This is a genomic window from Streptomyces showdoensis (assembly GCF_039535475.1).
Lineage (GTDB): Bacteria > Actinomycetota > Actinomycetes > Streptomycetales > Streptomycetaceae > Streptomyces > Streptomyces showdoensis.
The window spans coordinates 467825-489343 of sequence record NZ_BAAAXG010000026.1; the positions used below are offsets into that span (position 1 = coordinate 467825).

At 73.3% G+C, this 21519-nt stretch carries 20 protein-coding genes; 2 read left to right on the top strand and 18 right to left on the bottom strand.

The features are described from left to right. Positions 1 to 20 precede the first annotated feature (20 nt). Complete coding sequence (locus ABD981_RS14630; RefSeq protein ID WP_046911278.1) at positions 21 to 1262, bottom strand: DUF4190 domain-containing protein; 1242 nt, start codon at positions 1260 to 1262, stop codon at positions 21 to 23. 84 nt (positions 1263 to 1346) lie between these two features. On the opposite strand from ABD981_RS14630, the gene ABD981_RS14635 reads away from it, so the two are divergent. Continuing rightward, a complete protein-coding gene (locus ABD981_RS14635) occupies positions 1347 to 2510 on the top strand; it encodes a serpin family protein (protein WP_046911277.1) in 1164 nt (387 codons plus the stop codon). Between the two features lie 97 nt (positions 2511 to 2607). Here ABD981_RS14635 and ABD981_RS14640 read toward each other — a convergent pair whose 3' ends face one another. Further along, entirely contained in the window at positions 2608 to 4185 is a 1578-nt protein-coding gene (locus ABD981_RS14640; protein WP_046911276.1) for a S8 family peptidase, read from the bottom strand. Between the two features lie 178 nt (positions 4186 to 4363). On the opposite strand from ABD981_RS14640, the gene ABD981_RS14645 reads away from it, so the two are divergent. Further along, on the top strand, positions 4364 to 5527 hold the full coding sequence (locus tag ABD981_RS14645) for a threonine synthase (protein WP_046911275.1): 1164 nt from the start codon (positions 4364 to 4366) through the stop codon (positions 5525 to 5527). Between the two features lie 49 nt (positions 5528 to 5576). Here the strand turns inward: ABD981_RS14645 and ABD981_RS14650 are convergent, their stop codons facing one another. The 16 genes from ABD981_RS14650 to ABD981_RS14725 all read right to left on the bottom strand — a co-directional run bounded on the left by ABD981_RS14650 (position 5577) and on the right by ABD981_RS14725 (position 21508). After that, complete coding sequence (locus tag ABD981_RS14650; RefSeq protein WP_046911274.1) at positions 5577 to 6332, bottom strand: DUF4232 domain-containing protein; 756 nt, start codon at positions 6330 to 6332, stop codon at positions 5577 to 5579. Between the two features lie 107 nt (positions 6333 to 6439). Then, complete coding sequence (locus tag ABD981_RS14655; protein ID WP_046911273.1) at positions 6440 to 7951, bottom strand: pyridoxal phosphate-dependent decarboxylase family protein; 1512 nt, start codon at positions 7949 to 7951, stop codon at positions 6440 to 6442. Further along, positions 7948 to 8955 (bottom strand): EamA family transporter, encoded by a 1008-nt coding sequence (locus ABD981_RS14660; RefSeq protein ID WP_123955095.1) that lies wholly within the window; start codon positions 8953 to 8955, stop codon positions 7948 to 7950. The genes ABD981_RS14655 and ABD981_RS14660 overlap by 4 nt, the downstream gene beginning before the upstream one ends. Beyond that, entirely contained in the window at positions 8952 to 9914 is a 963-nt protein-coding gene (locus ABD981_RS14665; protein WP_046911272.1) for a quinone oxidoreductase family protein, read from the bottom strand. The genes ABD981_RS14660 and ABD981_RS14665 overlap by 4 nt, the downstream gene beginning before the upstream one ends. A gap of 4 nt (positions 9915 to 9918) precedes the next feature. After that, entirely contained in the window at positions 9919 to 11388 is a 1470-nt protein-coding gene (locus tag ABD981_RS14670; protein ID WP_046911271.1) for a methylaspartate mutase, read from the bottom strand. Beyond that, entirely contained in the window at positions 11385 to 11849 is a 465-nt protein-coding gene (locus ABD981_RS14675; RefSeq protein WP_046911270.1) for a cobalamin-dependent protein, read from the bottom strand. Before ABD981_RS14675 ends, ABD981_RS14670 begins: the two co-directional genes overlap by 4 nt. 69 nt (positions 11850 to 11918) lie before the next feature. After that, the gene (locus ABD981_RS14680; RefSeq protein WP_205628297.1) at positions 11919 to 13193 is read right to left on the bottom strand and encodes a fatty acid desaturase; all 1275 of its coding nucleotides are present in this window, start codon (positions 13191 to 13193) and stop codon (positions 11919 to 11921) included. After that, entirely contained in the window at positions 13184 to 13483 is a 300-nt protein-coding gene (locus ABD981_RS14685) for a hypothetical protein (protein ID WP_046911269.1), read from the bottom strand. The genes ABD981_RS14680 and ABD981_RS14685 overlap by 10 nt, the downstream gene beginning before the upstream one ends. After that, positions 13480 to 13977 carry a flavin reductase family protein gene (locus ABD981_RS14690; RefSeq protein ID WP_240495444.1) on the bottom strand — a complete coding sequence of 166 codons (498 nt, stop codon included), beginning with the start codon at positions 13975 to 13977 and terminating at the stop codon, positions 13480 to 13482. The genes ABD981_RS14685 and ABD981_RS14690 overlap by 4 nt, the downstream gene beginning before the upstream one ends. Continuing rightward, a complete protein-coding gene (locus tag ABD981_RS14695) occupies positions 13967 to 15223 on the bottom strand; it encodes an MFS transporter (protein ID WP_046911268.1) in 1257 nt (418 codons plus the stop codon). The genes ABD981_RS14690 and ABD981_RS14695 overlap by 11 nt, the downstream gene beginning before the upstream one ends. After that, positions 15220 to 16299 carry an LLM class flavin-dependent oxidoreductase gene (locus ABD981_RS14700; protein ID WP_046911267.1) on the bottom strand — a complete coding sequence of 360 codons (1080 nt, stop codon included), beginning with the start codon at positions 16297 to 16299 and terminating at the stop codon, positions 15220 to 15222. The genes ABD981_RS14695 and ABD981_RS14700 overlap by 4 nt, the downstream gene beginning before the upstream one ends. A gap of 51 nt (positions 16300 to 16350) precedes the next feature. Beyond that, complete coding sequence (locus ABD981_RS14705; RefSeq protein ID WP_046911266.1) at positions 16351 to 17610, bottom strand: ATP-grasp domain-containing protein; 1260 nt, start codon at positions 17608 to 17610, stop codon at positions 16351 to 16353. Continuing rightward, on the bottom strand, positions 17607 to 18983 hold the full coding sequence (locus tag ABD981_RS14710) for an ATP-grasp domain-containing protein (RefSeq protein ID WP_205628296.1): 1377 nt from the start codon (positions 18981 to 18983) through the stop codon (positions 17607 to 17609). Before ABD981_RS14710 ends, ABD981_RS14705 begins: the two co-directional genes overlap by 4 nt. Continuing rightward, positions 18980 to 20338 carry an ATP-grasp domain-containing protein gene (locus ABD981_RS14715; RefSeq protein ID WP_240495443.1) on the bottom strand — a complete coding sequence of 453 codons (1359 nt, stop codon included), beginning with the start codon at positions 20336 to 20338 and terminating at the stop codon, positions 18980 to 18982. Before ABD981_RS14715 ends, ABD981_RS14710 begins: the two co-directional genes overlap by 4 nt. Before the next feature lie 87 nt (positions 20339 to 20425). Continuing rightward, a complete protein-coding gene (locus tag ABD981_RS14720; protein WP_046911265.1) occupies positions 20426 to 21178 on the bottom strand; it encodes a hypothetical protein in 753 nt (250 codons plus the stop codon). A 33-nt stretch (positions 21179 to 21211) separates the two neighbouring features. Beyond that, positions 21212 to 21508: a 2Fe-2S iron-sulfur cluster-binding protein gene (locus ABD981_RS14725; protein ID WP_046911264.1), complete on the bottom strand. Its 297-nt coding sequence runs from the start codon at positions 21506 to 21508 to the stop codon at positions 21212 to 21214. Positions 21509 to 21519: the final 11 nt, after the last annotated feature.

Sequence of the window (21519 nt, forward strand, 5' to 3'; positions counted from 1 at the left end):
CCGCGGACGGCGGCCCCGGGTCAGACCTTCTTGCTGTCGTGGCCGGCCGTGTCGGCGAGGCCGAGCGCCCGGCGGGCCGGGGACTCGATCGTCGGGTCGAGCGCGTCGTAGGCCTTCTCGTACTCCGCCCAGAAGGCGTCGGCGTCCGGGGCCGCGGCCAGCTTCTGCCACTTCTTCGCCGCGGCGTCGAGCTTGTCCGAAAGCCCGACCACGGACGGGGAGGCCGCGGCGGGCCAGCCGCGGGTGCGCAGCCCCTGGCTCTCCCGCTTGACGGTCGAGAAGACCTTCCGGGCCCAGGCCTTGTTCCCGGCGAGCTCGGCGTCGGCGTCCTCCTCGGGCTCCTCCATCAGGGCGGCGTCGATCGCGTTGACGGCCAGGAGGAAGGCGTGCTGGTCGCGGTCGAGGGTGAACCCGTCCTTGCGCAGGGAACCGGTGAAGCGCGCCTTGTCGGTGCCGTAGGTGCAGGTCACCTCACGGTCGCCGCCGCGCCAGGTGAGGCTGGTGGGCAGGTAGTAGTAGGTCCAGACGTCGTCCGGGACGGCCCACTTGTCCAGCGTGTACGCGTCGTTGATCTCCTGGCAGCGCTCCTCGGCGAGGCCGTCGAGCACCTTTTCGCCGGGCCACTTGGCGTAGCCGGTGATCTTGAAGCCGCCGGTGACCTCGCCCTCGTGGGGCTTCGCGCAGTCGACGATGTCGACGTCCGCGGTGGACGTCTCCATCTTCCCCGGCACGTTGAAGCACTCGCCCCTGCGCAGCGAGAAGGTGGACTTCGACTTGGCGGAGCCGGCCTCGTCCACGCCCTCCTTGAAGCCCTGCCAGAACTCGTTGAACCCGCCGGTCGCGAAGCCGAGCGCGATCAGCAGGCAGCTCACCGTGGACAGGGCGATGCCCGCGATCGCGAAACCCTTGCCCTTCTGCCGCTTCTTCCTGATCTGCGGCAGGGCGACCAGGCCGAGGATCAGCCCGAGCGGCGGCAGACAGCAGACGATGCCGGCGACGAACGAGGCGACGGCCAGCCCGTTGGTGCCGGGCCGGGGCTCCCCGTACGGGCCGGTGCCTCCGGGCCCCTGGGGGCCGTAGGGACCGTACGGCGTGTAGGGCCCCGGCGCGTTGTACGGCCCGGGGCCGGCGCCGTACGGCCCGGGAGCCCCGTACGGACCGGGCGCGGGCGGCCCGGCGGGAGGCCCCGCGGGCGGGGCGGGAGGGGGCGGCGTCGGGGTCCCCGGGGCCGGAGAATCCTGGGGCGGCTGGGAGGGGTCCACGAGTACGGTGCTCCTGATCGGGGCGGGGAGAGCGAACAATCGAACGGGCGCGCGCATCGTACGTGGTCCGGGGACGGGGGCGGTATGCGGGGCGAGACGGTACGGGCGGTCAACCGGTTGACGGCACGGTGGGCCGGGGCGGTTCCGGCGGGCGCCGGCACCGTCCTGTCGGCGGCGGGCGTCTGGCCCCTGCTCGCCCACCTCGCCGAGGGCGCCACGGGCGCGGCCCGGAGCGAGCTGGCGGAGGCGCTCGGCCTGCCGGCCGACGAGGCCGCCGGGGCGGCCCGCGAGCTGGCGGCCGGGCTCGCCGGGATCCCCGGAGTCGCCTCGGCCACCGGACTGTGGGCCCGCGCGGGCCTGCGGCTGCGGGACTCCTGGGTCGCGGGGCTGCCGGACGCGACACTGGGCCGGCTCACCGGCGACGGGGCCGTCGACCGGAAGGCCCTCGACGCGTGGGCGGCCGCGCGCACGGACGGTCTGATCCCCGCGCTGCCGGTCACGGTGGACGAAGAGGCGCTGCTGGTCCTGGCCTCCGCCCAGGTGGTGCGGACGACCTGGCTCCAGCCCTTCTGGCAGCGCCGGGGACGGGGACGGGTCGGCCCCTGGGCGGGCCTGGCCTACCCGTCGCTGCACCGGTCCTCGTCCCTGCTCGACCAGGTCGGCGTGGCCGACACCGCGGCGGGCCCGCTCACGGTGCTCAGGGTCCTCGGCGACACGGGGGTCGACGTGCACCTGCTCCTCGGCCCGGAGGAGGCCGCGTCCGGCGAGGTGCTGCGGGCCGGGCTCGACGTCCTCGCGGGCGGCCGGCCGGTCGTCACCGGCGAGCGGCTGCCGCTCGGCGAACCGGGTCCCGGCCTCACCGTCGAGACCGTGCGGAGCACCGGTCGCGAGCCGCGGCTCGCGGTGTCCACGCCGGGCTTCTCGCTCGCCGCCGGCCACGATCTCCTGGCGCACCGCGAGGTCTTCGGCCTGACGGCCGCGAGCGACGACGGCGACGGGCACTTCCCCGGCGTGAGCGCGGAGCCGCTGGCGATCGGGCAGGGCCGTCAGACGGCGACCGCCGAGTTCGGCGCCGAGGGTTTCCTGGCGGCGTCGGCGACGGTGTCCGGCGCGATGGGCGGGGCCGCGCCGGCGACCCCGTACCGGGTCCGCCTGGTCCGTCTCGCCGTGGACCGCCCCTTCGGCTTCCTCGCCGTGCACCGCGACTCACGGCTGGTCCTGACGGCGGGCTGGGTGGCCCGGCCGTGACGGGAGGGGCGGCCGCCGGACCGGCGACCGCCCCTCGGAACCGCGAGGTGGGAAACCTCGACGCGTCAGGACCCCGGCGCGTCGGAAGCGCGACGCGTCAGAACTGCAGCGCCCAGGAGTCGATCTTCCCGGTGTCGACGGCCGCGTTGTCCGTGACCCGGAGCTTCCACGTGCCGTTCGCGACCTCGGAGGAGGCGTTGACGGTGTAGGTGGTGTTGATGTTGTCCGTGCTGCCGCCGGTGCCGAAGGCCTTCAGGGTGTACGCCGAGCCGTCGGGGGCGATCAGCTGGACCTGGAGGTCACCGATGTAGGTGTGCACGATGTTGACCGGGACCTGGAGGGCGGCCGGCGCGTTGCCCGTGACGCCGGTGACGGTGACCGGGGACTCGACGGTCGCGTTGTCGTTGATCGCGTAGTCCGTGGTGTTCTCGAACTTCTTGCCGGGCGGCGGGGTGGTGCCGCCTCCGCCGACGAACAGCAGCCGGTTCGGCGAGCCGGAGCCGGGGCTGGTCACGACGTTCGGGGTCGCGGCGTTGACCAGCGCCGTGGCGACCTGCGCCGGGGTGGACGTCGGGTTGTCGGCCAGGTAGAGGGCGGCGGCGCCGACCACGTGCGGGGTCGCCATCGACGTACCGGAGATGGTGTTGGTCGCCGAGTCGCTGCTGTTCCAGGACGAGGTGATGGACGAGCCGGGGGCGAACAGGTCCAGGCCCGCGCCGTAGTTGGAGTAGCTCGCCTTGGCATCGGTCGACGTGGTGGCGCCGACCGTGATGGCCTCGGCGACCCGGGCGGGCGAGTGGTTGGCCGCGTTGTCGGTCTCGTTGCCGGCCGCGACGCCGTACGTGACGCCGGAGGCGATGGAGCGGCGCACCGCGTCGTCGAGGACGGAGTCGACCCCGCCGCCGAGGCTCATGTTGGCGACGGCGGGCTTGACCGCGTTCGCCGTCACCCAGTCGATGCCCGCGACGACCTGCTCGGTCGTGCCGGAGCCGGAGTTGTCGAGGACGCGGACGCCGACGATCTTCGCCTTCTTGGCGACGCCGTACGCGTTGCCCGCGACGGTGCCGGCGACGTGGGTGCCGTGGCCGTGGCCGTCCTGGGCGGTGTTGTCGTTGTCGATGGCGTCGTAGCCGTAGGAGGCGCGCCCGCCGAAGTCGCTGTGGGTGATCCGGACGCCGGTGTCGATGATGTACGCCGTGACGCCCTGGCCCGCGCTGTCCGGGTAGGTGTAGCTCTGGTTGAGCGGGAGGGCCTTCTGGTCGATCCGGTCGAGGCCCCAGGACGGCGGGGAGGGCTGGGTGCCGTCGACGTGGAAGACGCGGTTCTGGCTGACGGTCTCGACGGCCGGGTCGGCGGCGAGCTTCCTCGCCTGCGCCTCGGAGAGCTCGACGGAGTAGCCGTTGAGGGCCGCGGTGTACGTCCGCTTGATCTTCGCGCCGAACTTCGTCGCCACCGCCCGCCCCTTCGCGGTCTCCGCCTGGGCGGCGGACTCGCGGAGGGTGACGATGTAGCTGTTGGCGACGGTGCCCTCGGCCCCGGCGTTCAGGATGACGCCTTCGGCGGCGGTTCCGGCGGCGGTGGCCGGGACGGCGGAGAGGGAGCCGAGCGCGAGGGCGGCGACGGCTATGGCGCTCGCGGCGGCCAGCCTGCGCCTGGAATCACGCATCACGGACATGTGAGGGGTCCTCCTCATTGGTGGTGCGCTGCTGTGGGGGTACGGCAGGGACATGACAAGAGGGCAGGGGGAACCCGGGCCGTTCGTCATGTCGGGGTGCCGAGCGAAAGGTTGGCGGATCCATAGGAATCGCACAAGGGCCCCGGGCGCCACGTCACACGGGCGCCACACCGCTGCCATGCTGGCGCCCATGACCGACTACGTGTGCCCCCGCTGCCAGGTCCACGCCCCCGCGTCCGCCCTCACCTGGTGTTGTCCGCGCTGCCACGGGCCCTGGGATCTGGAGTTCACCGGAGCACCCGTGTCACTCGCGTCCCTCACGTCACGTGTGAATTCATTGTGGCGTTACGAGGAGGTCCTGCCCCTCGCGACCGAACCGCCCCAGGCGCCCCACGTCACCCTCGGCGAGGGCCGCACCCCGCTGGTCCCGCTCACGGGGCCCGGGACCGGTTCCGGCAGCGACTCCGGCTCCGACGGCGGAATCGTTTCGGCCAAACTGGACTTCCTCATGCCGACCCTGTCCTTCAAGGACCGCGGCGCCGTGATGCTCGCCGAACTCGCCCGCCGCCTCGGGCCGGACACCGTGATCGCCGACAGCAGCGGCAACGCGGGCACGGCGGTCGCCGCGTACTGCGCTCGCGCCGGACTCGACTGCGCCGTGTACGTGCCGGAGGGGACGTCCCCGAAGAAGCTGGAGCAGATCCGCGCCCACGGCGCCCGCACGGTCGTCGTCCCCGGCGACCGCGAGGACACCGCCCGGGCCGCGCGGGCCGCGGCCGACGCGCCCGGCGTCTTCTACGCCTCGCACGTGTACAACCCGCACTTCCTGCACGGCACGAAGACCTACGTCTACGAGCTCTGGGAGGACCTGGGCGGCCGGCTCCCCGAGACCCTCGTGCTGCCCGTCGGCAACGGGACCCTGCTGCTCGGCGCGGCCCTCGCCGTCGAGGAGCTGTACGGCCACGGGCTGGTCGACCGGCGCCCCGCCCTCGTCGCCGTCCAGGCCGCGGCGGTCGCCCCGCTGGCCGCCGCCTTCCGCGCGGGCGCCGAGGAGCCGTCCGGCCCCGCCCCGGTCCGCCCCACCCTCGCGGAGGGCATCGCCATCCCGGCCCCGCCCCGGGCGGCCCAGATCCTGCGGGCGGTGCGCGCCACCGGCGGCACCTTCCTCACCGTGACGGAGGAGCAGATCCGAGCCGCGCAGCTCGACCTCGCCCGGCGCGGCCTGTTCGTCGAGCCGACCGGCGTGGCCTGCTGGGCGGCCGTCCGCGCCGCTCCCGGGCGCCCCGGCACGACGGTGCTGCCGCTGTGCGGGGCGGGGGCCAAAACGGGACTGGCCGCCTGAGGGGGCAGGCGGCGCAGTCGGTCCGTGGTGCGGCGTGATCGGCGGTCGATCAGAACTCGTCGGCGCCGTTGCGGAGCTCGTACGTCCAGTAGCCGGTCTTCGCGGCGGCCTCGTCGACGGCCAGGCCGCCCGCCGGGGCCTTGACGACGACGCTGCCCTCGGCCGGGTCGGAGCCCGTGAAGAGGTTCACGTTGAAGCTGTTCACGACCTTGTTGTCCTCGTGGGCGCCGCCGAGCGCGATCCGCACGTTGGCGTACGCGGGCGCGCCGGGCTGCAGCACGACCGGGGCGGCCGGCTTGCTCTTGGCGACGGCCGGGACGTCCTTGGCGGTCTGGATCGGGCCGAAGGCGATCAGCGGGTAGCCGTAGAGGCGGCAGGTCTTGCCCGAGGTGTTGGTGGCGGTGAGGACGATGTGCTCGGTGGGCGTCTCGTCGGCCTTCGCCGTCGTGATCTTCACGTCGTTGTAGGTGCAGGCCGGGGCGTTGGCCGAGGACTTGGCGGAGGAGGCGTTCTTGGCGCCGCCCGCGGTCGAACCGCCGGTGGAGCCGCCGGCCGTCGAGCCGCCGGTCGAGCCGCCCGCCGTGGAGCCGCCGGAGGTGCCGCCCGTGGAGGACGCGCCCTTCGTGGAGCCGCCGGTGGTGGTGGCGCCGCCCGTGCCGCCGCCCGCCTGGTTCTGCGACTGGGCCGCCGCGGCGCCCTCGTCGCGGGTCGCGGCGTCGTCGCCGCCACCGCAGGCGCTGAGGCCGAGCGAGAGGACGGCGGCGGCGGTGACGGCCAGGACGGTGTTCTTGCGCTTGGTACGCATGGTGGTACTCCCCCGCTGAGCTGAAGGTAGGTCGGTCGGCCGGCACCCCGTTCGCTGCCGACACCACCTACCTTCCCGCCCGCCCCTGCCGTCCTGCTTGCGTACCGCTAACGCTCCGCTGCCGCCTCGCGGGCGAGCCCGCGGGCCGCGGCCGAGACGTCCGCCAGCAGGGCGTCGATGTCGTCCTCGGTCGTCATGGGGTTGAGGAAGACCAGCTTCAGGTGCACCCGCGGGGTGCCGTCCGGGCCGGCGATCTTCGTCCGGGCCAGCAGGGCGCGGCCGTCCGTCATCAGCCTGCGGCGCACCGCGGCGTTCCAGGCGCTCTCGTCGTCGACCGGCGTCCCGTCGGTGGGCGCGCAGCGGAAGATGACGGTGCTGAGCAGCGGGTCCGCCACGAGTTCCAGGCCCTCGGCGGCGGCGATCCGGCCCGCCGCGTACCGGGCCTGCGCGTGGCAGGCGTCCACCCAGGCGCCCATGCCCTCGCGGCCGACCGTGAGCAGGGTGGCGGCCATCTTCAGGGCGTCGGAGCGGCGGGTGGTCTGGAGCGAGGTGCCGAGCAGGGCGGTGAAGCCGAGGGCCTCGTCGTCGGACGGGTTGAGGTAGACGGCCTGCTCGTCGAGGCACTCCATGTGCTTGCGGTCGCGCACCACGACCACGCTCGACGAGGCCGGCACCCAGCCGAACTTGTGCAGGTCGAAGGCGACCGAGTCGGCCCGGCCGAGGCCGTCCAGGAGCGGGGCCAGCGTCGGCGAGAACAGCGCGCCGATGCCGTACGCGGCGTCGACGTGCAGCCAGATCCCGAACTCGGCTGCGAGGTCGGCCAGTTCGGGCAGCGGGTCGAAGGAGCCGTGGTCGGTGGTGCCGGCCGTGGCGACGATCGCGACCGGCACCTCGTCGGGCGCGAAGCCCTCGACGATCCGGCGGGCCTCGTCGGCGAGCATCCGGCCCCGGTCGTCCACCGGCACCTTGACCACGGCGGACCGGCCGAGCCCGAGGAAGCCGGCGGCGCGGGCGACCGAGAAGTGGGCGGCGGCGGAGCACAGGACGCGCGGCCGGACCGCGCGGCCGGCCAGCCCGGTCGCCGACACCTCGCCGGAGTCCTTCAGCGCGCGGTCGCGGCTGAACAGCAGGCCCATCAGGTTGGAGATGGAGCCGCCGGGCGTCAGGGTGCCGCCGGCCTCGGGGCCGAAGCCGACCCAGGAGGCCATCTCCGCGATCAGCCGCCGCTCCAGTTCGAGCGCGAAGGGGCCGCTCTCCCAGGCGTGCAGCGACTGGTTGAGCGAGGCGGCGAGCAGCTCGGCCGCGGCGGACGCGGCCGTCGGGGCGCACTGCATCCGGGCCACGGCCGACGGGTGGGTGAGGTCGACGGACCAGCGCGCGTACGCCTCGAACAGCTCCGTCACCCGCTCGGCGCTGGGCTCCTCGGCGAGGAAGCGCCCGCCGCCCAGCACCTCGCCCACCGCGGCCACCGCGGCCTCCGGTCCGCCGGCCGCGACCGGGCCGCCGCGCTTGAGGGCGGCGTCGCCGAGCGCGCCGAGCGCCGTGTCCAGGAGGCTCCTGAGCTGCTCCAGGCCCTCGGGACGGCCCGCGAGCGCTGCGTTGCTGCCGGTGGAGATCATGACGTGTGGGTTCCTTCGGTGAGGGTGGGAGGAGCGGGAGGGCCCTGCGGTGGGGAGGGCGGTGTGGACCGCGCCTTGCGGGAGCCGCGGATGACGCCGATCGAGGCCACGACGACCGCGACCAGACCGGCCACCTGCGCCGGGGAGAGCGTCTCGCTCAGCACGGCGAGGGCGACCAGGGCGCCGATCGCCGGTTCCAGGCTGAGCAGCACCCCGAAGACGGTGGCGGACACCCGGCGCAGCGTCTCCATCTCGCAGGTGTACGGGACGAGCGAGGACAGCATCGCGACACCGAAGCCGAACGCCAGCACCTCGGGCCGGGCCAGCGCGTCCGCGCCCTCGGCCAGACCGGCCGGCAGCGAGCAGACGGTGCCGAAGGCCATGGCCAGCGCCAGCCCGCCGCCGCCCGGCAGCACCGCCCCGACCCGCTTCGACAGGGGCACGTACGAGCCCCAGAACACGGCGCAGGCCAGCGCGATCAGCAGGCCGGTCAGGCCGGCCGCGCCGCCCTGCCAGCCGAGCAGCGCGATGCCCAGGGCGGCCAGCACGATCCACAGCCGGTCCGCCGCGCGCCGCGAGGCGAAGCCCGCGACGGCGAGGGGGCCCGCCATGCCGACGGTCAGCGCCACGCCCACCGGCATCCGGGCCATGGCGAGGTAGAAGCAGATGTTCATGCCGGCGATGGCCACGCCGAGCGCCGCCACCGAGCCGGCCGTGCGCCGGTCCAGGCGCATCGAGGGCCGCCACCACAGCAGCAGCACCAGGGCCGAGAAGCCGAGCCGCATCAGGGTGATGGTGGCCGGCCCCACGGTGCCGAACAGCTGCTTGGCGAAGGCGGCGCCCAGCTGGGTGCTGACCATGCCGATGAGCATGAGCACAGGCGCCGGGACCACGCCGAGGCCGAGGCCCCGGCCGGTCCTGGCCGCGCCCGCGCCCGTCGGCGCGCTCACGCTCGTCGGCGCGCTCACGCTCGTCGGCGCGCTCGTTCCGAGGTCGACACTCATGGCGTCAGCAGCACCTTGCCGGTGGTGCCGCGGCCTTCGAGCAGCTCGTGCGCCCGCGCCGCCTCGCCCAGCGGCAGCCGCGCCCCCACCTCGGGGCGCAGGACGCCCTGGGCCACGTACCGGAAGACCTCGGCCGCCGCCGCTCGCAGCGAGGCCGCGTCCGGCACGTGGTCGGCGAGGGTCGGGCGGGTGAGGTAGAGCGAGCCGGAGGTGCGCAGCAGCTCCACGTCGAAGGGCGGTACGGGGCCGCTGGACAGGCCGCAGACGACGAGGGTGCCGCGGCGGCGCAGCGCCTTGAGGCTGGTCTCGAAGGTGGCCGCGCCGACCGAGTCGTAGACCGCGTGCGCGCCCTCGCCGCCGGTGAGTTCGCGCACGGCCTCCGCGAAGCCCTCGTACGGGACGGCGTGGTGGGCGCCGGCCGCGAGGGCGGTCTCGCGCTTCTCCTTGGTGGAGGCCACCGCGACGACCGTGGCGCCCCGGTGCGCGGCCAGCTGGACGAGCAGCCGGCCGAGGCCGCCGGCGGCGGCGAGGACGACGATCGTCTCGCCGGACGCCACCGGGTGGCTGGTGTGGCTGAGGTAGTGCGCGGCCAGGCCCTGGAGCAGCACGGCCGCCGCGTCGTCCAGGGTCACGGACTCGGGGACGGAGACCAGCTTGGCCGCCGGGACGGACGTGAACTCGGCGTAGGCGCCGAGCTGGGTCGCGTAGGCGACCCGGTCGCCCGGGGTGATCTCGTCGACGCCCTCGCCGACGGCGGTGACGATGCCGGCCGCCTCCTGGCCGGGGACCAGCGGGTACGGGGCGGGGTAGGTGCCGTTGCGGTAGTAGACGTCGATGAAGTTGAGGCCGATGGCGGCGTTGCGGACGACGACCTGGCCGGGCAGGGCGGCCGGCTCGGGCAGCTCGGCGAGGGTGAGGGCGGAGGGGGCACCGGCCTCGGTGACATGGACGGCTCGCATCGGATCAGTTCCTCGGTTCGGTGAGCACGGGTGCGGGGTCGGGGGCGGGGACGGGGACGCGGACGGGGGTGGCGGCGGTCGGCCGCTCCTCCTCCTGGAACACGTGGCGGAAGTGGTTGATGTCGCCCGTCAGTCCGCGCATCAGCGCGTCCAGGGCGGGGTCCGGGCCGTCCACCGCGTGCAGCAGCTCGGTGTTGCGGGCCACGTGCTCGGCCGAGAAGGGCAGCGCGCCCGTGGACAGGTAGCGGATGGCGCCCGTGCGGTCGCGTCGCGGGATCAGGTCGGAGCGGGCGTACCGGCTGGCGCTGAAGGGGATGTCGAGCCGGCCCTCGGCGAAGGCCTCGACGACCGCCCCGATGAGGTCGGGGCGGGCCAGCAGCGGCTCGACGAGGTCGGCGACCTCGGCGAGGATCCACTCCAGCTCCCGGGCGACCTGGTCCTCGTCGACCCGGATGAAGTCGAGCAGCGGCGAGTTGGCGCGGTCGGCGAGCCGCAGGCCCTCCACGTTGGCGGTCGTGTCGGGGATCCCGTACGCCTCCTGGTGGGTCTTGGTGATCAGCTTGGAGGCGCCGCCGAGCCGGGCGACCAGGGCCCCGTAGAAGATCAGGTCCTCGGCGTTGCCCCGGTCGCGCGGGAAGACCCCCATGAACTCGTGGAGCACCGCGTGGACCGTGACGTCGGCCGGCAGGTAGCGCTCGGCGAGCACGGCGATGGCGCGCAGCGCCGCGACGTCCTGGGCGAGGTGGCCGCCCTGCGGGTAGGCGACGGAGATGCAGCGCACGCCGGCGCGGGCGGCGAGCACCGCCTCCAGGACACTGATCGCGAGGCTGATCGACGGCGGCACGAGCACGGCGGTGAGCGTGCCGAACAGCTCCCGGTCGACGACCACGCCGTGCTCGGCGAGCTCGCCGCAGCGGCGGTCCACGTCCTGCCAGGCGCCGAGCGAGTCGGCGAGCGGCACGGCCTTCGAGTAGGGCAGGTTGTAGGAGATCCCGCCGCCCTCGAAGGAGGTGATGCCGGAGGCCACCGAGACGTCGAACAGGGTGCGGGCGTCCGGCGAGCCGTGCCGGATCTCCAGCGGCGCCGCGACCAGTTCGTTGAGCTCGCGGCCGCGCCGCCAGCCGTGCGCCACCATCGGGTAGCCGTTGAGGTCGGCCGGGCGCAGGTTGAGGGTGCGCAGCGCCTCCTCGAAGCGCAGCAGCCGGGTGTGCGAGTCGATGGTCAGGGTGAGGATGTCGGGCGAGGCCTCCGCCTCCAGGGTCGCGAGGAGCGCCTTCATCTCCTCGTGGCCGCCGACGCCGCAGCGGGGCTGGATGGCGACCCGGCCCTGGGCGCGGCAGCGGTCGAGGACCTCGGCCGCTGTGGGCTTGCCGAGCTGGAGGATGTACGCGGCGGACTCCGCCGGTGTCGGCAGCGGCGCGGCCGCGTCGGAGTGCGGGGTGGCGCCCCGGGCCGGGAGCGAGGTCAGGCTCATGACGCCGCCAGTCCGGAGGTCACGGCGGTGCGCTCGCGGTCGGCGCGCAGCGCGTCGAGCAGGCCGGGCAGCTCGGACGGGTCGGCCAGGATGTGGTCGACGCCGGCCGCGTACAGGCGCTCGTGCGAGGAGCCGTCCTTGTGGCTGCCGACCGACAGGTTGCCGCCGACGATCACGGGGCAGGCGATCCGGCCGGACTGCTTGGCCTTGTCGAGGCCGCGCAGGTCCTCGTGGACGTGCCCGTTGAGGCTGCCGATGACGACGGCCTCGGCCTCGGGGTGCCGGGCGCACGCCTCGGCGAACTCGTCGACCGGGGTGCAGGTGCCGAGGTTGACGACGTCGAAGCCGAGGCCGCGCAGCGAGTAGGCGATGAGGTGGTTGGCCACGGCGTGGCTGTCACTGGCGGCGACGCCGAGGATGACCGTACGAGCCGCTGGTTCCTGGTGGGAGGTGGTTCGCATCGATGGGTTCCTGAATCCGGTGGAGGGGAGGCGGGTGGCGGTTGGTGCGCGCGGTGCGGTCGGTCGGGGTCAGTCGTCGAAGGCGGCGAACAGCTCGCGCTTGCTGACCGACTTCAGACGGTTGACGTCGAACTCCTCGGCGTCGGCGACGGACAGCGAGTCGAAGACGTAGCTGATCGCGGGCACCAGGCCCCACACCTCGTGGTACGGCGGCCGGTTGGGGTCACCGGCCGCGGCGGCCTCCTCGGCGTCCTGCTGGCGGGCGAAGATGTAGTTGGACCAGTCGTCGCTGCGCGGGTGGCGGTGGTGGTAGTCGTGGACGACCGTGTCGCCGGTCAGCACCAGGTAGCGGGACGGGGCGTGCACGAACAGCATCCGCAGCGTCCAGCGGCTCCAGGCGAGGGCGCGCCGGGCGGCCGGCAGCTCGGGCGAGGGGGCCGCGTCGCCGATGAAGATGGCGTTGGTGAGCGAGGTGAAGTAGGCGCGGCTGCGCCGGTCCTCCAGGCCCGCGACCGGGAAGGTGTGCTTCACGCAGAGGCGCAGGGTGTTGCTGATCTGGAAGAGCGGGACCAGCGGCACGAACCAGACGACGAGCAGCGCCTGCCAGGTGCCGGTCAGGACGGTCGCGGCGACGGCCGTGCCGTACAGCGTGAGCGCGGTGACCTTCTCGCTGCGGGCCGACTCCTTGGAGAAGGACAGGATGCGGGAGACGGCGAACGCGAAGTGGAAGCGCGGCGAGACCAGCTTGAGCAGCAGCCGGCGCCACATCTGGCGGCGGGTCATGCCCGGGTGCATGTCCAGGCTGACCAGGAAGGCCTGGACCGTGGGGTCCTGGAGCGTCATGTGGCCCAGCGCGTGGTGGTCGGCGACGTGCTCACGGCTGTAGCGGGCGAAGTTCTGGATGACGAGCAGGCTCGATATGGCGTGGCCGATGGCCTTGTCGGGCTTTCGGCTCCGGTACATGTTCCGGTGCGAGCACTGGTGGTAGACCATCATCCGGAGGTTGCGCATCCCGTGCAGGGTCATCGCCCAGCCGGGCAGCAGCAACAGCAGGCCGAGGCCGCCGAGCGCGTACCCCGTGATGCCGACCGCGAGCCCGAGGAGCAGCGAGGCGGTCGCGGTCACCAGGTGGAAGGTGGGCGTCCAGCCGAGGGAGCGCTGCCGGGGCAGGGCGCGGCCGGTGAAGACCGTGAGCGGGTACTGGAGGAAGCCGGGCAGTCCGGCCATGCTCTGCCGGGGCTCGACGGCGGCCGGCGCCTGCGGCTGCGGCTGCGGCTGGGGCTGCGGCTGCGGCTTGGCCGGGGTGCGGCGGGCGGCGGGGGCTTCCGGGTTGATCACGGACATGAGGACTCCTGGAGGGAGGACGAGAGGGAGGGGCCGGCCTGGAGGCGCACGCCGACCGAGCAGGGGAAGACCTGGGATCCGGTGGGGGTCCGGGCCGACAGGAGCGCGCGGGCGTCGGCTCCGGTGAGGACGATCTCGATGGAGTCGCCGCCCTCGGAGCGGCCGGGGCCGTGGCGGACCTCGATGTGGAGGCAGAGGTTGCCCTCGTCGTCCACGGTCGGGGTGACGGTGCCGTCCACGACCCCGGGGATCCTCGCCGTGGCCGCCACGGCCGCCGTCGTCGCCGTCACCGGGCACCTCCCGCGGGCGTCGGGCCCGCGGCGCGGAAGCCCCGCCGGTACCAGAGGAGCGGCTTGGCCTCCCCGTGGGTGCGCAGCCCGGTGAGCTCGCCGATGAGCAGCTGGTGGTCGCCCATCGGTATCCGGTCGACGGCCGTGCAGCGGAACACCGCGGTGGCGTCGGTGAGGTAGGGCAGTCCGCTCTCGGGCCAGGTGGTGAAGCCGCCCTCGGCGAAGCGGTCCACGCCGCGGCGGGCGAAGCGGCCGGCGACCTCGGTGTGGTGCTCGCCCAGCACGTTGACCACGAACTCGGGCGAGGAGCTCAGCGCCTCCCGGCAGCTGGAGTCGTTCCCCAGGCCGACCAGGACGAGCGGCGGGTCCATCGAGACCGAGGTCACCGCGCTGGCGGTGAAGCCCCAGCGGCGGCCGGTCGCGTCCCGGGTGGTGACGACGGTCAGCGGGGCCGCCAGGTGGGCCATCGCCTCGCGGAACGTCTCACTGTCCACCGGACAGGGCGGGCTCAGTTCCAGCGCCGACACGGGACACCTCCTTCGCACGGAAGCTGCGGATGGTCAGCGGCATGAAGACCGCTCCGTACACCCCGAGCAGGACGGCCAGCGCGGCGACCAGCCGCTGCGGGCCGACGCTCGCCCCGAAGGTGCTGATGAGCAGGCCGCCCATCGGGTAGGACAGGAGCCCGACCAGGAAGAACGGGCCCATCACCTTGCCCAGGTGCTCCCGGGGGATGGCCTTCACCCGCTGGGTGCGGTTGAAGATGTTGAAGTACGCGACCCCGGACATCGCGACCACGAAGGCCGCCGCGTACAGCCAGAAGGACGAGGCCGTGCCGAGCAGCAGCAGGCAGCCGGTCAGGACCGTGTAGCCGAGCGAGCCGAGGAAGTTCACGTCGAACTTCCGCAGCAGCAGCGGGGTCAGCAGCAGGTTGAGCAGTCCGACGATGCCGACGAACATGTTGAGCATCGCGTACTGCGACTCGGGGGCCTTCAGGACGCCGGTGACCACCGCCGCGTTGGCGGCGAGGACGGTCGAGAAGACCAGGTTGATCGCGAAGTTGAGGCCGGCCAGCAGCATGACCGGCCGGTTGCCGACCAGGAGCCGCCAGCCCAGGGCCAGTTCGGTCACGATCGCCCCGGCGCCCCGGGCCTCGGCCGGCGCCGCCGCGGCCGTGCGCGGCAGCACCAGCCAGCAGGAGGCGGCGGCCGCGAACAGCGCGCCGGCGAGGGCCAGCAGCCAGACCTTGCCGAGGAACAGCACCGCCACCATCGCGAGGCCGGGTCCGAGCGCCATGGCCAGCAGCTCCATGTTCTGCACCAGGGACTGGGTCCTGGCCAGGTCGGAGCCCTGGGCGAGCTGCGGGACGACCTTCTCGATGGACATCCGGATCGGCGCGACCAGCGTGGAGAGCAGGGCGCCGGTCGTCATCAGGACCGGCACCGTCCACTCCGGCCGCAGCGCGACCAGCAGCACCGCGCAGGCGAGGACCGCCGCGCGGGCGGTGTTGGCCCGGGAGAACAGCCGGGGGCCGCCGTCCCGGTCCGCGACCAGACCCGCGAAGGGGTACGCGAGGAGGCAGGGCAGCCACTCGACGGCGTAGGCGACGCCGAGCGAGGAGACCTGGCGGGTCTGCTGGAAGATGAGCAGCGGGACGCTGAACATCACGACCTGCTCGGCCATCAGGCCGACCAGGACGCCGGTGCCGAACAGGCCCCGGCGGGTGCGTTCGCCGGTCATCGCGCGCCCGCAAGGGAGCCGTCGAGCTCCTTCTCGTACGCGCGGACCACGGGCAGGACCTTGCCGAAGAAGATGCGCATCTCGTCGCGGGCCGGCCAGCCGGAGAAGATGAACTGGCCGACGCCCGCCGCCTTGTACTCCATCAGGTAGGCGGCGACCTCCTCGTAGCTGCCGACCAGGCAGAGCGCCGGGCCGCCGCGGTAGGCCACCGCGCCGGAGTAGAGGACCGGCGAGAGCCAGCCGTGTCCGGCCTCCTCGGCGAGGCGCATCGAGTTCTTGACCGCCTCGGAGTCGCCGGCCTCGACGAAGGCCTTCACGTACGCCCGGTGGTTCTCGTCGGTCTCGCTCATGATCTCGGCGAGCTCGGTGAGCGCCTCCTCGCGGGTCTCGCGGGCGAGCACCTGGAGCCGCAGACCGACGTCGGTGCCCGCGGCGACCAGCGGGGCGGCCGCCTTGGCGATCTCCTCGGGGGTGTCCCCGTAGCGGAACCAGCAGTCGCCGTAGCGGATCGCGGTCTGCTGGGCGACGGCCGAGTTGCCGCTGATGTAGATCTCGGGGCGGCCGCCGCCCTTGTGGCCGAGGCCGAGCTGGGCGTCGACGACCTTGTAGTGGTCGCCGGTGAAGGACACCGGCTTCCCGTCGCCCCACAGCCGGTGCAGGATGTCGAGGAACTCGCCCTCCCGGGCGTAGCGCTCGTCGTGGGCGAGGAAGTCGCCGTAGTAGCCCTGCTCGACCGGGGAGGTGCCGGCGACGACGTTCAGTGCGATCCGGCCGTCGGAGATCCACGACACGGTGTTGACGATCTGGGTGAAGAGCGTCGGGGAGAGCAGGCCGGGGCGGTACGCCAGGATGTACTTGACCCGCTCGGTCTCCCGCGCCAGCGCGCCGATGATCGGCAGCGGGTCGGGCAGCGTGTAGCTCTGCGCCATCAGCAGGGACTCCACGCCGAGGGCGTCCGCGTCCTGCGCGAACTCGATCGCACCGTCCAGGTCGAGCAGGTCGGACCGGTACTTCTGCGTCGACTTCTTCTGGCCACTGTCCAGCGAAGAGCCCCAGTGGAACCTGAGTTCGGCCATCTTCCTTCTTCTCTCTCGGTCTCGGGTGTGGTCGCGCGTGCGGGCGGGGCTCTACGCGACCGGATCGGGCACGCGCGGCGCGGCGGAGGTGCGCAGGGTCAGCGACGCGAACAGGCGGGTCAGCCAGTCGCGGGTCCCCTCCGGGGAGTCCGTGCCGACGATCCCGGCGAGCGCGGTCTCGTGCGCGCCGTACGTGACGTGGTCGGGCAGCGGGGCGCCGGCCGGCAGCTCGTACCAGGTGACGGTCTCCGGGGCGGACCGGAAGTCCTCGGCCCCGTCGAAGCCCTCGAAGAAGCCCGCGCCGAGGTGGTGCCCGGGGTGCACGAACCAGCCGTACCAGGCGCGCTCGGCGGGCGGCTCGGGCAGCGTGCCCGCGACCGGCTCGCCGGTCAGGACGCGCAGCTCGAAGGAGGGCAGGTGGATGCCGGTGGCCAGCTCGAAGGTGTCCACGACGTCGGCGCCGCCGACCCGGTTGCCGACCTCCAGGAAGACCGGGTCGGTCCCGTCGAGGATGGCCTCCAGGTGGAAGCTGCCGTCCTCGATGCGTACGGCGGCCAGCGCGGCGGCGACCCAGTCGCGCAGCGCGTCCGTCAGCTCGAACTGGAAGGAGCCCATCGGGACGCCCTGCGCGTACCGCAGGCAGGTGCCCACGTACTCGCTGGCGCCCAGGGCGAGCACGGTGCCGCGCTCGACCAGGCCGTCGAAGTGCAGGATCGGGCCCTCGACGAACTCCTCGACCTCGTGCTCCGGCAGGCCGCGGCCGTCCTCGTCGATCGACGGGACGCCGCTGCGCCGCCCGGCGAGGGCCGCGTGGGCCTCGGCCGCGCTGTCGAAGACGACGACGTCGACGCTGGAGGCGCCCCGGTGCGGCTTGAGGACCGTCTTCCCCGTCCAGGGGGACGCCCCGCCGGCGGCGAGGAAGTCCTCCACGGGCAGGAAGCGCGGCACGCGCAGCCCGGCGGCCCCGACCGCCCGCTTCATCAGGACCTTGTCGCGGGCGAGTTCGACCTGCTCGACGGTGGCGCCCTCGACCCCGAGGTCGGCGCGCAGCCGGGCGGCGTCGAGGAGTTCGTACTCGGACATCGAGATCACCCGGTCGAAGCCGCGGGGCTCCGCTTCGAGCCAGGCCCGTGCCTCGTCGTAGGGCGCGCCCGTGCCGGGGCGCTCGACCCGCTCGCAGCGCAGGTCCTCGGGGAGGGTGTCGAGCGCGGCCCGCTTGCCGAAGTAGGTGACCTCGTGCAGCTCGTGGTCGATGCCCCGGTGGTAGGCGATCTTCGGGTACGGCACGCGGTGCAGGACCAGGATCCTCATCGGGCTGCCTCCATCATGGTGGTCGGTTCGAGGGGTGCCGCGGCGGCGCGCTCCTGGGCGCGGGGTCCCCGGCCGGTGCTCGCGTCGAGCGCGTCGGGCCAGGCGTCCCGCAGGGTGCGGACGACCTCGCTCATGTCGGCGCCGGCGGCGGTCAGGACCACGCAGCCCTGGGCGGCGAAGTCGGCGTTGTCCCGGGCGGTGGCGTGCAGCTCGCGCCGGGCCGGGGACAGCCAGGCGAACTCCTTCACGGCGAGCTCGTGCGGGAGCAGGCCGTGGGCGGCGGCGGTCGCCGCGACCGCGTCCTCGAAGGGGGTCGCGCCGGGGGCGACGTCCGCCGGGGCGAAGGCCCGGTCGGTCCGCACGCCCAGCATCACCGTGGCGGCCGAGCACAGCGGCTCGGGCAGGGCGGATCCCGCCGTGATCCCGAAGGCCGCGTCGACCCAGCGGTGGTAGAAGTCGATGCCGTAGACCCAGCGCGCGAGCGACCAGATCTTCATGCCCGCCGGGCGCCGGTTGGGCTCGACGACCGCCGTGCCGCTGGCGTCGTCGCTGAGCCGGATCTCGTTGTGGAAGGGCCCGTCGACCTGCCCGACCAGCCAGTTCACCTGCCGGCCGGCCCGCTCGACGGCGGACCGCTCGGCGTGGTTGAGCCGGGCGGGCAGGATCTGCGCGACCTCGACGGGGTAGCGTCCGGTCGCGCTGACCTTCTCGGTGACGAAGGAGACCTGGCCGAGTCCGTCGAAGGAGTACTCCCGCCGGTAGGGCAGCAGTTGCTCGCAGATGACCCCGCCCTCCAGGTACGGGCCCACCTCGGCGAACGCGGCGTCCAGGGAGTCGCCGGGCCGGACCACGACCACGCCCCGGTTGTTGCCCTCCTTGGTCGGCTTCACCACGAAGCCGTCGGGGTGGCTGCGGGCGAAGTCCGCGAGTCCTTCCCGGGAGTCGACCGTGACGAAGTCGGGCACGAGCAGCCGCTGGGCGGCGAGCAGCTTGTGGTGGGCCGCCTCGCTGAGCCGGTACTCGTGCTTGCAGAAGGCCCCGCCGGCGAGCTCCGCCGAGTCGATCCGCAGGCCGAGGCGCTCCAGGAGCACGGCGCCGCTCTGGACCGCGTTATCGGAGAAGACGACGCCGGCCCGGAACTCCGCGCGCCGGGGCCCGAGGAGGCGCTCGGCCGTCTCGACGAAGTCGGGGCTCAGCGGGTCGAGGTCGATCACCTCGTCGCAGATCTCGGCGTCGACGGCGCTCGGGTCGGCCCGGATGAGGGTGACCTCGGTGCCGTGCCGCTCGCGGGCGTACGCGCTCATGTGGCGCACGTCGTCCACGCGGGACAGGTTGTAGTCGATGATCAGGAACCGGCCGGTCGATCGGCTCACCGCGGACCCCCACTCTCCTGGCTCTCGTACTGGATGTCGATGGCGTGCGCGGACGCGCGCGCCAGTTCGGGGAAGAGGCGGCCGGCCTCGCCGCGCGGGTAGCGCCACAGCAGCTGCCCGAGGAAGACCTCGCGGGCGGTGGCGTCGACCGTGTCGCCGGCCTTGAGCAGCAGGTGGGTGACGACGGGTTCGAGCGGCAGCTCCTCGCTGTTCACCCGCACCGAGGCGATACGCCCCTTCTCGGCGAAGAAGACCCGGAAGAAGGTGGCGTTCTCCGTCGGCGTCTCGCCGTCGGCGGTGTAGGAGAGCGAGGCGATCCGCTCGTCGAAGCCCTCCGGCGCGAGGAGCGAGTCGATCCACAGGTCGAGCAGGCTCGCGCCGCCGGTGAGCTCCCGGGTGCTGTGGGAGATCAGGCTGCCGCCGACCCTCGGGTTGATCTCGATGAGGTCCCAGCGGGCCCCCTCGGGACGGTCGGCGTCGTACCGGGCCTCGATGTGGAAGCAGCCCCGGCGCAGGTCGAGCTCGTCGAGCAGCCGGCGCACCCAGGCGATGCCCGCGGCGCGCTCGGCGGCCGTGACGCTCACCGGCGGGCTGGTGCAGGCGTTCTCCAGGACGGTGCCGGCCGTCTCGGTCACCTCGCACTTCTCGTGCAGGGCGACCACGTGGGCCGAGCGCTCGGTCACGACCACCTCGAAGCTGAACTCCCGCCCGGGCAGGTAGTCCTCGACGAGGAAGGTGAGGCCGTCGTCCCCGAAGGCCGAGGCGTAGACGGTGTCGTCACGCGACTCGGCCGTGATCCGCTCGACGTCCGCCCAGGTGGTGGCGGCGGTGAGCGGGAAGGCCCCGTAGGAGGCGATGCCGCTGACCGGCTTGACGAAGTGGCGGCCCCCGTCCGCCTGGCGGTCGGCCAGCGAGGCGGGGGTGAGCTCGGTGGCCCGGACCCGGGTGAGTCCCGCGTCGAACAGCCGGTTGCGCAGACCGAGTTTGTCGCGCAGGCCCAGGACCTGCTTCTCGCCGAGGTCGCCCACCCCGAGCGTCTCGTTGGCGAGGGACATCAGATGGCGGTAGCCCTCCCAGACCGTGACGCAGGCGAGGACGGTCTCGCCCTGCCGGCGGAGGTCTGCGAGGCAGGTCTCCACGTCCTGGTGGGTCAGGACGTGCTCGTCGGCGGCGGTGACGCGGTCGGCGAGCCGCCGCAGGTCGTCCAGCCGCCCGGGGTGGGCCGGCTCGGGCCGTGAACTGAGGACGAAGGTCTTCAGGCCCCTTGCGCCGAGGGCCTCGGCGAGGTCCTCCACGAAGGAGAACCCGACGTGGCTGAGAAGGAGGATCCCCCCGCCCGTGTGCTGCTTGTGCACGATGCTCCTTGCTCCTTTGCGGAGGGGCCGGGCGCGGACGCCGCCGGTGGGGCGACGGCGTCACGCGCGGTGCCGGACCGGGAAGGATCAGACGGCCGTCTTCTCGTCGGCGGCGATGGTGTCGTCGGCGAGCTCCTTGAAGTAGAGGGCCAGCACCGTCTGGTGCTCCGCCAGGTACTTCTTGAAGGCCTCGACGTCCTGCTCGCCGCGGATCAGGTGGCGCACGGCCGCCCAGACCTCGCCCGGGTGGTCGTCGTTGATGTCCGTGTGCGAGTGGCTGATCTGGCCGCCGATGTTCTTCTCGCCGATGGACTCCTTGAGCGCGACGAGCTTGCGCGGCTCCAGCTTCACGTTCACGTACTCGACGAGGTAGGAGTACGCGACCACGCCGAGCGGACCCTCGTGGTCCAGGAGGTACGAGAAGTAGCCGGCGAGCAGCTTGGTGGAGAGGTACGGCTCGGTGGCGAGGAACTCCTCGCGCGAGACGCCGACCTTGGCGAGGTCCTGGATGAAGAGCTCGTCGTGGAGCATCTCCTCCATCTCGTAGTTGGCCCAGACCTGGGCGGCTTCGGGGCTCTGCTTGGCGATCTCGACGAGCGCCTTCGCCTCGGCGACGCGCAGCAGGCGGATGCGCCAGGCGGTCTCTATGAGGTTGCGCTTGTAGTACTCGGAGTCGACGTCCTTGCTCTCCAGGTGCGCGGCGGCGGGCACGTTGGCGTACCACTCCACGACCTGGGCGTCGATCTGCCGGTCCATCTCGGCCCGCAGCTCCACCGCGGCGGCGGCGCTGAGGAAGGGCTTGCGGTCGCCGTAGCCGACATTGGACACGCGGTTCTTCATGACTCTCCTCGATCACATGCGCTTACGGATGGGCTAGTTCTCCACGACGCGGACGGTCGCGGAATCCAGGAGGCGGCACTGGCAGGCGAGACGGTGGTTGCCGTCCGCCCAGCCCAGGTCCTCCAGGAAGTCGGTCTCCTCGGGGTCGCTCTCCCCGAGGGCTTCGGCGCCGTCGACGACCTCGACGACACAGGCGCCGCAGGCGCCGGAGCGGCAGCCGAAGGGGATCAGCGGCTCGGACGTCTCGTATTCGATGTCCGTCAGCGGCGAGCCCTCCGGCAGGGCTATCTCCACGCCGTCCGGCAGGAGTGTCAGTGTGTGGAGCTTCATCGCTTCCAAGT